Genomic DNA, 13,286 nt, shown 5'->3' on the forward strand with positions numbered 1-13,286 from the left:
TTTCGTCATGACTATCCGACTGAACATACTGCACGAGCGCGCAATGGAGGTGATCCGCTATCTCGAATCGGTCAAGGATATAGAGATAGTTCAGGAAGGGGCAACTCAAAAGAGCGGTACGAAAAGCCGAAAATCCTGGATTGGGATTATTGATACGCCGAGTCAGGAGTTACTTGATCATGCGGATAAAGTTCGGGGAGAGTGGAGTCACCGTTCTTAATCGATACCAACGTAGCTATCGACCTTATTGCCGGGCGGCTCCCAAAGGAGGGTGCCGAATGGATAGATCATACTATTAGCGAAGGGTCGATCTATACCTCAGTAATTAACCAGATCGAAGAGCACCTCTTCAACCCCCGGCGGGATACACCGATCCTACGGCCGCAGTTGGGTGATTCTGCGGGTGTGTTCTGTGCTGCTCTGCTGTAATCAAGGTCGAGGCGTTGCACGCCGAGTGTAAGGGCTGATGGAGCATGCACTCGGCGTACAACGCCTCGACCTGGTTTAAAACCGCACAGACTAGTGTCCGATATCGAACACATCTAGTTTTACATCCTACGTAATAATCTGATTATCAGCACCTAAATTTCTTGGCACGGTTCCTGCCCGACTCCCGGCATGGACCGTACCCTAGACACCAAGGCCGTCACGCGCCGCAAGCGTGGAAAGCTCCTTCGCTGGCTGGCTATCCTCCTGCTCGTGGGGGGCGCCGTATGGTACGGCCTGCGTCTGCTGCGCCCCTCTGCGGATGAGGATACACTGCGCTTTGCTACGGTGGAACGGGGGGAAGTGGTCAATACTATCAATGCGACCGCTCTGGTCCTGCCCGCCTTCGAGGAGCAGCTCAATAGCCCAGTAGCCACCACGATCTCCCAAGTCCTGCTCACGGCCGGTACCGAAGTGGCGGCCGGCGCCCTGCTGATGCGGCTCGACCGCGACTACGTACAGCTCCAACTCGATGGGCGCCGCGATCAGCTGGCCGTAAAGGAAAACAGCATCGGACTATTGGGCCTGGAGTACGAACGTGACCTGCAGGAACTCACCTACGACGCCGAGATCAAGAAGCTGGAGCTGGCCGCCGCCCGCGCCCAACTCGCCGATGCCCGCCGCCTGCAGGAGATCGGCGGAGCTACCCAGGAAGAAGTAGAATCCGCCGAGCTGGCCGTGAAGATCAGTGAGCTGGAAGCCAAGAAGCTGGACAACCAGCTCGCCTACAGCCAGAACAGCCTGGCCGGCCGCAAACGCGCCCTGCAGCTGGAGGTAGGCATGGAGGAAAAGGAAGTGAGTCAGCTCAGCCGCCGCCTGCGGGAAACCGAGGTACGCGCCCCCCGCGCCGGGGTGGTCACCTGGGTGAATGAGAACATCGGGCAGCAGGTGACGGAGGGTACGGCCCTGGCCCGCATCGCCGATCTCGGCCGCTATAAGGTGGAAGGCAGTGCCTCCGACCGCTACGCCGATCAGCTCGCGGTGGGCCTGCCCGTCGAGCTACGCACGGCTACCACCCGTCTGCCGGGTACGGTGACCGCTATCCTCCCCGAGGTGACCGACAACCTAGTCCGCTTCCGGGTAGAGCTGGACGATCCCAGCCACCTCGAACTGCGACCCAATCTGCGGGCCGAGCTCTTCGTGATCACCAACAAAGTAGAAGACGTACTGCGCGTCAAGAACGGACCGGCCTTCCGGGGCGGACGGCTACAGTCTGTCTTCGTAGTCGATGGAGACGAGGCGGTGCGCAGAGAGATCGGGGTAGGCATGCGTAACGGCGACTTCGTAGAGGTGACCAGCGGGCTATCCGCCGGCGACCGGATCATCATTTCCGACAGCGAAGAGCTGGAACGGGTCACCGCCTTCAAACTAGACGAATGAGCCGGTCCTACCTGATCCCCCTCCTGGTATTACTCTGCACCTGCGTACGCGCCCAGGGCATATCGTTGAACGAACTGCAGGTACGGGCTGCCGAACGCGCTGAAAATGTACTCGTCGCCAGCCAGCAGGCTGTAGCGGCGGAGCTGGAACTCACGGCCTATCAAGCCAGCCTCAAACCCCGCCTGGACCTGGCGGCCAGCCTGCCGAACTACTTCCGTACCTCCACCGAGGTGACGCAGGATGACGGCACGATCGCCTTCCGGGAGATCGAGCTGAATAACTCCTCCGTCTCGCTGCTGGCCAACCAGCGCATCGGGGCTACGGGCGGACTGATCGGACTAGAAACCCGCCTGCAGCGCACCGACAACTTCGCCCAGTCGACCAAAAGCTACAACGGCGCGCCGGTGCGACTCACCTTCCAGCAGCCGCTGCTAGCCTTTAATCCCTGGAAGTGGGACCGCCGCCTGCTGCCCCTGCAGGCCCTGGTGACCGATCGGGCCCTGGATGCCGCCCGGGCTGATGCCGCCCTGGACGCCACGGTGCTGTTCTTCGATCTGGTGAGCGCTGACCAGGAGCGCCGCATCGCCGAAACCAACCGGGCGGCCAACGCGACGCTCTACCGAATCGCGGAGGAGCGCTTCGAGCTGGGCAAGATCAACCGCGGCGACCTCGTGCAGCTCGAACTGGAGCAGGCCAGCGCCGAACAGAATCTGCTGCGGGCCGAGCGGCTGGTGGGGGCCGCCTCGGCTGCTATCCTGCAGTACCTGGGGGAACTGTATACCGGCCAGCTCCTGGAGCCCGAAGCCCCGGAAACCACTACTATACTGACCGACCTGGAGGTCACCGCCGCCCGGGCGACCGCGCTGCTCGCCGAGCGCCCCGAGCTGCTGGAGATCACGCGGCGTACGCTCGCCGCCGAACGGGAAGCCGACCGTACGCGGCGCGAGCTGGGTCCGCGGCTAGACCTGAACGCCAGCATCGGCCTGATCCGCAATGCCGACGAGCTGGAACCCGTGTACCGCGACCCCCAGAACGAACGCATCGTGAGCCTGACCTTCGCCGTGCCGCTGGTCGACTGGGGGGAGCGCCGCGCCCTGAACAAGCGGGCGGATAGCGAGATCACCCTGGCCCGCCAACTGGGCGAGCGCACGGAGATCGGCCTGCAGAGCCAGCTCACCCAGCTTCTCGACCAGTGGCGGACCGTGCGCGAAGAACTGCTGCTGGCCACCCGTATCCGCGACCTGGCCGAGGAGCGCTTCCGCATCAGTCAGGAAAGCTATACCCTGGGGGCCATCCCCCTGACCGACCTCACCTTCGCCCAGCAAAACCGCGACCAGAATACCCGCGCTTACGCCGAGACCCTACGCGCCTACTGGCTCACCTACACGAATCTGGCCCGGCTGACCCTCTATGATTTTATCAACGACAAACCTTTGTACCGATGATCGAGCTGACTAACGTATCCAAGTCCTACCGCACCGACACGATCGAGACGCTGGCCCTGCAGCGCCTGAACCTGAGCGTGCCGGACGGGGAATTTCTGAGCATCATGGGACCGTCGGGCTGCGGCAAGTCGACCCTGCTCAATATCATGGGCCTGATCGACGAGCCCAGCGAGGGCAGCGTGGTGCTGGCCGGTCAGCCGGTGACCAGCTACAACGGCAGCAAGGTGGCCCGCTTCCGCAACGAGCAGCTGGGCTTCATCTTCCAGAGCTTCCACCTGATCAACGACCTGTCGGTAGTGGATAACGTAGAGCTGCCCCTGCTGTACCGCAAAATGGGCGGTAAGGAACGGCGGCGGCTGGCGCTGGATGCACTGGAACGAGTGGGGCTGAGCAACCGGGCCACCCACTTCCCGAACCAGCTTTCCGGGGGGCAGAAGCAGCGGGTGGCCATTGCCCGCGCCATCGTCGGCCGACCCAATATCATCCTGGCCGATGAGCCCACTGGTAACCTCGATAGTCACATGGGCGGAGAGATCATGGATATCCTCACCCGCCTGAATACGGACCTCGGTACCACCATCGTGATGGTGACCCACGACGAGCGGATGGCCCGCATGACGCACCGGCTGGTCCGGCTGAGTGACGGCGAACGGGTATCCTGATCCAACGCCACTAAAACAAACCCGCCATGATCAAGAACTACCTCACCCTGGCCCTGAAGGTGCTGCGCCGCAAGCCCTTCTATACCTTCGTCAGCCTGTTCGGCATCAGCTTTACACTGATGATCCTGATGCTGATCACCTCGATGGGCGATGCCATGTTCGGGGCGAACCCGCCGATGACGGATGTAAACAAGATGGTTTTCCTACCCCAGGCCGAACGGATCCTGCAGTTCTACGATACGACCTACGTGGTGGATAGCGTGCGGATGGACGACGGGCGTATGCGCTACGATAGCACGGCTAACGTCAGAGAGGGAGGCATGAATAACTCCACCGGTAACCTGGCCTTCCACTTCCTAGACCAGACGCTTCGCGGGCTGGACCGCGTAGCGTCCTATACCTTCTACAGCAACGATGGATTCGTGGATGCGTACCTGGACGGGCGCAAGCTGACCATGTCAACCTGCTACACGGATGCAGACTACTGGGAGGTCTTCGACTTTGATTTTCTGTACGGTCAGCCCTTCACGGCCGACGCGGTCGCGGGGGCGGATAAGGTGGTTGTCATCACCGAGGTCGTTGCACGGGAGTACTTCGGGGAGGTAACGGCGGACGTGATCGGCCGTGAGATCGCACTGGGGCGGGAGCGCTTCACCGTAGCGGGAATCGTGGCACGCCCCTATAAAGACGACGACTCCATCAACGGAGATGTATTCATGCCCTATACCACGATCGATAACCGCAAACTACAGAGTGATAATATATCGGGTCCCTTCAATGCCGTATTTAAAGCCGAGGATAAAGCGCATACGGCCGGTATCATCGATGAGATTCATTTCATTGCCGAGACCTACGATATGTCGGGAGACGAAGACTACGAGATCCTCAAACTCACGGCAGCCACGGCTACGGAAAAGATGGCTGCCGAGATCATGCAGGAAGACGACCTGCGGCAGGCCAAATTGCTGCTGTTTATTCCGTTGATCACCCTGCTCACGCTTTTCGTGGCATTACCCCTGATCAATCTGATCAACCTGAGCGTGAGCCGGGTCTACGAACGGCGGTCGGAGATCGCGGTGCGCAAGGCCTTTGGGGCAGACAGCCGCAGCATCCTCTACCAGTTTCTCTTCGAGAATATGGTGCTGACCGTGATCGGGGGGCTGATCGGCCTGGCCCTGGCCCTGCTGCTCATCCGCTACATCAATGCGAACGATCTGCTGGGCATCGTACGGCTGGCCTTTTCCGCCAGGGTATTCGTCTACTTCCTGCTCCTCATTGCGGTATTCGGTTTACTGTCCGGCCTCCTACCCGCGCTGCGGATGAGCCGGACCAACGTAGCCGACGCCCTCCGCTAACGCCACTAACACTACAAGCTATGCTCACTCATCTCTTCAAACTCATGTGGAACAAACGGCGGACCAATAGCCTGCTGTTTCTGGAGATCCTACTGGCCTTCATCGTCCTGTTCGGAGTGTACAGCTTTGCGCTCTACAACCTGGATCGCTACAACGCACCCCTGGGCTTCCAGACGGAGCATATGCTCGGCGTAGCCATCGATATCGACGACGAGATGGACTCCCTGGACGTGCTCCGCCTACAGGAGCGCATCAAGCGGGATATCCGCACGTTGCCGGGCGTAGAGGACGTGACCTTCCTGGGTTTCGTCAACCCCTTCGGCGGATCTACCTGGGGCATCGGCGGGGACGACAACGGCTTCGACGCGCACGTCACCCTGACCTTCGCGGAGCGGGATTACGCCTCCACCCTGAACATGAAGTTGCGCGACGGCCGCTGGTTTGAGGAGGGCGATGAGAACGAGAAGTACCCGCCCATCGTAGTGAACGGGACGTTCCACGACAACTTCTACCCGGATGCCGAATCGATCGTCGACACGATCTTTATCCTCGGCAGTGAGTCCCACAAGATCATCGGCGTGGTGGACCACTATAAGTACCACAGCAACTTCGAAGAGCCGTACCCCCATGTGTTTCTGCCGCCGCAGTCCAACTTCACGGGTGAGCCTTTCCAGCAGCTCATCGTGCGCACCGCACCGGGCCGTACCGCACAAGCGGAAGAGCCCCTATACCGCCTGCTGGTAGACGCTACCAAGAACACCGACGTAGTGATCTGGAACATGGAGGCCGACCGGAAGAAGGCCAATCGACCGGTGGTGATCCCACTGGCCATCATGACGATCATTTCGGGCTTCCTGCTCATCAACATCGCCCTCGGCCTATTCGGCGTACTCTTCACCCAGATCAACCGCCGCCGCGCCGAGATCGGACTGCGCAAGGCCATGGGCGCTACACCCGCTGCCGTCACCGCCCAGTTCGTCGGTGAGGTGCTCGTAGTGACGGTCGCCGGTCTGCTGCTGGGTACCTTCTTTGCCGTGCAACTGCCCCTGCTGGAGCTGCTCCCGATCCCCGGGAAGTATTTTTATCTGGGTATCGGGGCGGCGATTACTACGATCTTGCTGATCGTGGCCCTGTGCGCGCTGATCCCTAGTCGGCAGGCGGCGCGGCTGCATCCCGCTACGGTACTGCACGAAGAATAAGTTCGTCGGCCGGGCTTGCTCGTCCGCCGCTCGTACATCGCTATATTCTATCAACTATCCTTACCGACACAACTAACAGCACACCATGAAAACACTACTCATTACCTTTTTCCTTCTGCTTTGCACCTGCGTGCCCGCCCAGGAAGATAGCCGTACCCAACAGCTGGAAAGCGAGGACGGCACCCACTATACCTACTCGCTACGCACCACGACGGTCGATCAGGCCGACCTGGTACAGGCCTTCGCGCAGGCGGCCGGGGTGACCGTCAACGCCCGCTTCAGCGGCGACTGGACCACCTCCGACGACGACGGTATCGCGTACAGCCTGGACACCCGGCGCAACCGCCTGTCGATCGACTATCGGGGCGACGACGCGGAGGTCATGCAGCGTGCCAAGGAAAAGGCCCGGGTACTGCGCAAGCGCCTGAATATCCCGGTCGCCCCCGAGCCCAAAAAGATTTAGGTAGTGGCCGCCTCCGTACTCATCATCGACGACGACCGCACGGTCTGTACCAGCCTGGAGCTCCTGCTGCGGCGGGCGGGCTATACGGTGCGCAGCGTCTACTACCCGGCGGAGGCGGCGGCGGCCGTGGCTGAATTTGCGCCCGATGTCGTGCTGCTCGACCTCAACTTCACCATCGAGACCAGCGGCCGCGGCGGCATGAAACTCCTGGGCGAACTCCTGGCGGCCTACCCCGAGCTACCCGTCATCCAGATGACCGGCTGGGCGACCGTACAACTGGCCGTAGAGGGCATGAAGGCCGGCGCCCGCGACTTCATCGCCAAACCCTGGGACAACCACGAGCTCCTGAACGCCATCAAAACACAACTGGTTACCTCCCCTCTCCCTTGGAGAGGGGCTGGGGGAGAGGAATTGGCGGAGCACGCAGGTGCAAAGAAAGCCACTAAAACAGCGGACCCCTTCGCCCCCCTCATCGGCACCTCTTCCGCACTACAGGGCGTGATCGACCAGGCTCGTCGCGTGGCCCCCACCCAGGCCTCCGTACTCGTGACGGGCGAAAGCGGTACGGGTAAGGAGCTTATCGCCGAGGCCATCCACGGCGCCAGTAAACGCAGTGGCGGCCCCTTCGTAGCCGTAAACCTGGGCGGCGTGCCGGAGGGGCTGTTCGAGTCGGAGCTGTTCGGGCACACCGCCGGTGCGTTTACCGATGCACGTAGTGACCGCAGGGGGCGCTTTGAGTTGGCCGAGGGCGGTACGCTGTTTCTGGATGAGGTGGGCGATCTGGCCCCCGCCGCCCAGGTCAAGCTGCTGCGCGTGCTGCAGGAGCGGCAGTATGAGCGGTTGGGGGAGGGTAGGCCTCGGCCCACGGACGTTCGCGTCGTCAGTGCCACCAGTCGGAACCTGGATACGATGGTGGCGGCGGGTACCTTCCGCGAAGACCTGCTGTACCGCATCAACCTGATCCACCTCCACCTGCCGGCCCTGCGCGAACGGCCCGGCGACATTGCCCTGCTGGCCGACCACTTCCTGGCTAGCGCCCGCCGCCGCTACGACCGGACCGGGCTGATGCTGGATAGTGGGGCCGTAAGCTGGCTACGCCGGCAGCCCTTTCCCGGCAACGTGCGCCAGCTGCAGAATTTGATCGAGCGTACGGCCATCCTGAGTCCGGCAGACACCCTGAGCGCCGAGCAGCTGGAGCGGCAGGCGGGCGAGCGGCCCGTGGCCTCGAACTTCGCTCCCTCGGGGGTGACGCTGGAGCAGATGGAAATCAGGATGATCCGCGCGGCGCTGGGCCGCAACGGGGGCGAGATCACCGCTACGGCGCGGGAGTTGGGGCTGACGCGGGCGGCGCTGTACCGGCGGGTGGAGAAGTACGGGATTGGCTAAATGTTACGTTGCCTAATCTTACCTGCCGTGATGGTAACAAACGAGTGCTCATTTGTACTAAATGGTAGTTTGCTGAGCACAGTAAATAGGGAATCTAAAATCGTCGAATACTCTGCTTTAGAATACCGTAGAAAGATGATGGTCAGCCCAGACACACGGTGAGCAAAGACCCATTCTCCGAAGTCTTTATCTTCTGAGATTAGAACCCGCCCACTAGCTTTTGCTAGTTCAATAACTTCAGAATCTTTTATACCAGGGTTGGTTTCACGAATCCACTCGAGGTCGAAGCCTGCACTTCGTAGATCTGCTACCAGAAATCCATTCAAACACTCATCGCCTAAATAAATCAAATCAAGCAGCTTTTATGATCTCTTCCGAAGCTACCACCGCCGCTGCGTAGTTTAAGCAGGCATCTATATCTACCTGTTCTAAACCGGGATACATGCCAACGAGATCGACCGATGAATAGCCATCAGCCATCTTTTGCAGGATATGCTCTACAGCGATCCGCGTATTCTTTATCACTGGTTTACCAAGCATTACGTTTGGGTCGGAGTGTATTCTTTCTCTATAATTCATTGATCGTACAATCTAGTTGCCCTTATTCACTGATAAAGAAGCATTTTTGTCAAATTAACGCTGAAGTTGAGCGCGCTTACTTTCTGACCTATCTGCTTCAAGTTACGGCACCCCTCAAGTCCGGTTGGCCAAGATCGGTAGGAGTAGACGAGCGAGCGTAACCACAATCCAGTAACGTTGTACCCTAAAGATAAGGTTCCCCCCCGCATGTCCACATCCCTCAAGTACGTCGCCTACCTCACCGTGCTGCACCTGCTGCTGGGGGTAATGGCCTACTTCGTGATCGGGCGGGGACCGGTGCTGCTGCTGGTGGAGATGATCCTGCTACTTTCCGCCTACCTGGGCTACCGGCTCTATCAGGTACTGGTAGCCCCGCTCGATCTGCTGAGCCGGGGGGTGGGCGCGCTGTCCGATCAGGATTTCTCCATCAAAATGACCCCTACCGGCAGTCCGGAGATGGACCGCCTCGGTACGGTCTACAACCGTATGATCGACCAGCTGCGTACCGAGCGGGTAATGGGGCGGCAGCGGCAGGAATTTCTGGACCGGCTGGTGAGCGCCGCGGAGGTCGGTATCGTTATTCTGGACTTCGATGGAAAGGTAGAATCGGAAAACCCCTGGGTGCGGCAATTGCGGGGTGAGCAGCAGGAATTCGTTGAAAAGGTCATAGCGGCTGCCCCATCAGCTAACGGCGTGGAGGAGGCGGGGGACAAGCGGGTGTATACTACAGCTGACAACCGCCGGATCCACGTCGAGTACGCCACCTTCATTGATCGCGGCTTCGAGCGGGGCTTCGTGGTGCTGCAAGATGTGACGGCCGATCTCCTACAGGCTGAGAAAGAAGCTTACGGTAAGGTGATCCGTATGATGGCCCACGAGGTGAATAACTCGAACGCCGCCATCGTCTCCCTGCTGAAAAGCCTACTGGAGATCGCCACGGAGAAAGACCCCAATCTGCCAGAAATTGCCTCCGAATACTTACCCCCTGTCATCAACAGGGCCGAGAACCTGACGGGCTTCATGCGTAATTTCGCCCGGGTAGTGCGCCTGCCGGTACCCAAACTGCAACGCGTCGATCTCAATGCGATACTAGTGGCCGCCGGCGGGGTGATGCAACCACTGCTCGAGGGGGCCGCGATCGAATTGACTTACCAACTGGATATCCGGCCCCTGCTGCGCCGTGTTGACCCCGCTCAATTGGAGCAAGTGATCATCAACGCCCTGACCAACGCCCGGGAAAGCATCGGTGAAGGGGGCCGGATCATCCTCAACAGCAATGTCGACGAGGGGTCGATCACCGTGGCCGATGACGGCCCGGGTATTCCGGAAGAGGTGAAGGGGAACATTTTCACGCCCTTCTTCAGCACCAAAAGTACCGGACAGGGTGTGGGACTGACCCTTTCCCGTGATGTCCTGGAGGCCCACGGTGCCCAGTATCAACTGGTCACGGAAGCGGACGGATGGACGCGATTCAAAATAAAACTAAGTAATTAGTTGTAATACTAATCGGTTAGTACTACTTTGGTACTAATTAATTAGTAGTTATGCAAAAATTAGCCAGGCGGGAGGCCCAACTCATGCAGGTGCTCTGGAGACTGGAGCGGGCCTTCGTCAAGGAGATCATCGAGGAGTTACCGGAGCCGAAACCGCACTACAACACGGTGTCCACCATAGTCAAAATCCTGGAAGAAAAGGGCTTCGTGGCCCACGAAAAGTTGGGTAACGCCTACAGATTCTACCCACTAATAGCCGAAGAGGCCTACCAGGAAAAAGCCGTCGACGACGTTGTGCAACGCTTCTTCGACAACTCCCCGATGAAGTTGGTCAACTACTTCGCCAGGGAGCAAAAGCTGGATGCCGGGGAACTGGAGCGGCTCGTCAAACTCATCAAAGACCAACAGGGATGAATTACCTGCTCCACGCCGGACTGCTCCTCGCCGTCTGCTACCTCTACTACTGGCTCGTGCTGCGGCGGGAGACCCACTTCGAGCTCAACCGCTTCGTACTGCTGGGGAGTATGGTGGCCTGTTTTCTACTGCCGCTGGTCACCGTACCGGCCTACCTGTCCGTAGCGACGAGCATAGACGTCACCCTCCCTACGGCACATACAGCGCATACGACACCTATGACGCAGATGCATTCTCCTGCGGAGAAGCTCGGTCCAGACATCTCCCTTGCGGCAAGTGCACCACGCAACACGCCTGATACGGATAGCGTGTCGACTAATGGCAACGCTACACTCCTTACTACAATCGACTGGTCAAACACGATCTGGTACGCTTACCTACTTGGCGTGCTCGTTTTCGGGTTCCATTTTCTGATACAACTACTGGTGCTGGCGAGACGGGTTAAGCAGAACCCCGCACACGAGATCGACGGGGTCAGGATCGTCGAACTGAGTAGCGACCTGGCGCCCCATTCGTTCTGGACGTACATCTTCCTCAACCCCGCCACCTACGATCCGGCGACCTACCGCAGCATCATCACCCACGAGCGCGTGCACGTGACCCAGCGGCACAGCATCGACCTGCTACTGGCCGAATTACTGATCGTAGTGCAGTGGTGGAATCCCTTCGCCTGGTGGTACCGCCGGGCCATTGAAAACAACCTCGAATACCTCACCGACGGCGAAGTGCTGCACGGGGGCACCGATCCGGTCGCTTACCAGATGAGCCTGCTGCAGGTGGCCGTACCCGGACACGCCCACGGCCTGGTAACCGGCTACAACCAAAACGTACTCGAACAACGCATACTGATGATGAAAGCAAAAAGATCCACCCCCCGCTCCGGCTGGAAATACCTCGCCCTGCCCGCCCTGCTGCTGGTATCGCTGAGCTGGCTTAATCCCGTTACCGCCCAGGCACCGGCACCGCCTCCCGCGCCCGCGCCCGCGGCCACCGTTCCTGCTCCGCCGCCCCCGGCGCCTCCCGCACCCGCACCGCCGCCGCCCGCTCCAATCGCGGTACCGCCGCCGCCGCCCCCGCCCCCGGCGCCAGCACCCGCAGGTGAGGTTCGCCGTAGCTGGACCGCCGAGATCGACGGCAACGAAGTTTGTATGGCACTCATCGAATCCGGAGAACGCGGCAGCTACCGGATGAATACCAACCACTGCTTCGGTACCGCCGAGCTGGGTAGTCTGCCGCGGGGCAGTATGGGGGAGTTCTCCCTGATCCGCGCCGCCGGCACTCTCACCTTCCGGGGCATCTTCGAGGGTACTACCGGTGTGGGCACCTACGCATTCACCCCCGCCCCCGACTTCACCGCCGCGCTAAGCCGGGCCGGGTTCGAAGACTTCGACGACCGCGAACTGATTCACTTCCTGCTCACGGACATCGATGCGGACTACGTCGCATTCCTGAAGGATACCTACGCTCCCAGTCACGACGAGCTGGTACAAGTGGCCATCTTTGGCATCGACCGGGCCACCCTGACCCAGGTGAGTTACGACCTGAAGGAGGCCGGCTTCGGAGAACCGGATTTAGAAAAGATCGTGCAGCTGCGCATCTTTGGCATCGACCGAACCTACTTCACCGATCTGGCCAATGCCGGCTTCGACGACCTCAGCCTGGATCAGGTCGTGCAGGCCAAGATCCACGGGCTCGACGCCGGGTTCGTGCGGGAAATGGCTTCCCTTGGCTTTGAAAACCTCGCCTTTGACGAGATCATCCAGCTCGCCATCCACGGTATCGATGCGGAGTATGCGCGGGAAATGGCTTCGCTGGGGTACGAAAACCTATCCGCCGAGAAGATCGTCAGTGCAAAGATCCACGGCGTGAGTGCCCGCAAGATCCGCGAGCTGCGTGAGGCGGGGCTCGATAACTTGAGCATAGACGAGGCTACTCAGGCCTCCGTTCACGGTATCGACAGGGAGTATACCGCTGAATTGGCCAGTCTCGGTTTTGCTGACCTGACCCTCGACGAGGTGGTTGCAGCCAAGATCCATGGCGTCAGCGCCCGCAGGGCTAAACAGATGCAAGAGCTGGGTCTGCAATTTGAAGGCCTGCGCGACCTGCAAGACGTTAGTATCCACGGCGTGACCCCCGAGCTGGTAGAGGGAATGCGCGACCTAGGGTATACGGACATGGGGGTACGCGATTTCGTAGATGCACGTATCCATGGCGTGACCCCTGAGTTCGTGGCGTCCTATGCAGATCTGGGGTACGGCAAAATTTCTCTACGCACCCTGATCGACCTGCGGATTCACCAGGTGTCACCCGAGTTCGTGCGCGATAACCGGCGTGATGGAGACGACCTGCGCGACCTGATCGACTACAAGATCGCAAAGCACTCGCGGCGCTAAACATCCGGGGGGTGAAGTAACCTATTAAGGG

General features: G+C 60.0%; 13 protein-coding genes. 11 read left to right on the forward strand and 2 right to left on the reverse strand.

Annotated elements, in window-relative coordinates; all coding sequences use genetic code 11:
• Positions 1-7: 7 nt before the first annotated feature.
• The 8 genes from MJQ68_RS10045 (at position 8) to MJQ68_RS10080 (ending at position 8,376) form a co-directional block, all read left to right on the forward strand.
• Positions 8-220: a hypothetical protein gene (locus tag MJQ68_RS10045; RefSeq protein ID WP_238750974.1), complete on the forward strand. Its 213-nt coding sequence runs from the start codon at positions 8-10 to the stop codon at positions 218-220.
• A gap of 398 nt (positions 221-618) precedes the next feature.
• A complete protein-coding gene (locus MJQ68_RS10050; RefSeq protein WP_238750975.1) occupies positions 619-1,866 on the forward strand; it encodes an efflux RND transporter periplasmic adaptor subunit in 1,248 nt (415 codons plus the stop codon).
• Positions 1,863-3,311: a TolC family protein gene (locus MJQ68_RS10055; RefSeq protein WP_238750976.1), complete on the forward strand. Its 1,449-nt coding sequence runs from the start codon at positions 1,863-1,865 to the stop codon at positions 3,309-3,311. The genes MJQ68_RS10050 and MJQ68_RS10055 overlap by 4 nt, the downstream gene beginning before the upstream one ends.
• The gene (locus MJQ68_RS10060; protein WP_238750977.1) at positions 3,308-3,973 is read left to right on the forward strand and encodes an ABC transporter ATP-binding protein; all 666 of its coding nucleotides are present in this window, start codon (positions 3,308-3,310) and stop codon (positions 3,971-3,973) included. The genes MJQ68_RS10055 and MJQ68_RS10060 overlap by 4 nt, the downstream gene beginning before the upstream one ends.
• 26 nt (positions 3,974-3,999) lie before the next feature.
• Complete coding sequence (locus tag MJQ68_RS10065; protein ID WP_238750978.1) at positions 4,000-5,328, forward strand: ABC transporter permease; 1,329 nt, start codon at positions 4,000-4,002, stop codon at positions 5,326-5,328.
• A gap of 20 nt (positions 5,329-5,348) precedes the next feature.
• Positions 5,349-6,527 (forward strand): ABC transporter permease, encoded by a 1,179-nt coding sequence (locus tag MJQ68_RS10070; RefSeq protein WP_238750979.1) that lies wholly within the window; start codon positions 5,349-5,351, stop codon positions 6,525-6,527.
• A gap of 85 nt (positions 6,528-6,612) precedes the next feature.
• On the forward strand, positions 6,613-6,990 hold the full coding sequence (locus MJQ68_RS10075) for a hypothetical protein (RefSeq protein ID WP_238750980.1): 378 nt from the start codon (positions 6,613-6,615) through the stop codon (positions 6,988-6,990).
• A 3-nt stretch (positions 6,991-6,993) separates the two neighbouring features.
• Positions 6,994-8,376: a sigma-54-dependent transcriptional regulator gene (locus MJQ68_RS10080; protein ID WP_238750981.1), complete on the forward strand. Its 1,383-nt coding sequence runs from the start codon at positions 6,994-6,996 to the stop codon at positions 8,374-8,376.
• On the opposite strand, the gene MJQ68_RS18030 is transcribed toward MJQ68_RS10080, so the two are convergent.
• Together MJQ68_RS18030 and MJQ68_RS10085 are read right to left on the reverse strand one after the other, a co-directional pair.
• Entirely contained in the window at positions 8,373-8,726 is a 354-nt protein-coding gene (locus tag MJQ68_RS18030) for a DUF5615 family PIN-like protein (protein WP_406612828.1), read from the reverse strand. The two genes, MJQ68_RS10080 and MJQ68_RS18030, sit on opposite strands and share 4 nt — an antisense overlap.
• A gap of 1 nt (position 8,727) precedes the next feature.
• Entirely contained in the window at positions 8,728-8,955 is a 228-nt protein-coding gene (locus MJQ68_RS10085) for a DUF433 domain-containing protein (RefSeq protein WP_238750982.1), read from the reverse strand.
• A 207-nt stretch (positions 8,956-9,162) separates the two neighbouring features.
• Between MJQ68_RS10085 and MJQ68_RS10090 the strand changes: the two genes are divergently transcribed.
• From MJQ68_RS10090 to MJQ68_RS10100, 3 genes are read left to right on the forward strand one after another with little or no spacing between them, the layout of a single operon-like run.
• On the forward strand, positions 9,163-10,449 hold the full coding sequence (locus tag MJQ68_RS10090; RefSeq protein WP_238750983.1) for a sensor histidine kinase: 1,287 nt from the start codon (positions 9,163-9,165) through the stop codon (positions 10,447-10,449).
• Positions 10,450-10,499: 50 nt separating this feature from the next.
• Entirely contained in the window at positions 10,500-10,862 is a 363-nt protein-coding gene (locus tag MJQ68_RS10095) for a BlaI/MecI/CopY family transcriptional regulator (protein ID WP_238750984.1), read from the forward strand.
• Entirely contained in the window at positions 10,859-13,255 is a 2,397-nt protein-coding gene (locus tag MJQ68_RS10100; RefSeq protein ID WP_238750985.1) for a M56 family metallopeptidase, read from the forward strand. Before MJQ68_RS10095 ends, MJQ68_RS10100 begins: the two co-directional genes overlap by 4 nt.
• The last annotated feature ends 31 nt before the right edge of the window (positions 13,256-13,286 follow it).

This window comes from Neolewinella maritima (assembly GCF_923081025.1).
Taxonomy (GTDB): domain Bacteria; phylum Bacteroidota; class Bacteroidia; order Chitinophagales; family Saprospiraceae; genus Neolewinella; species Neolewinella maritima.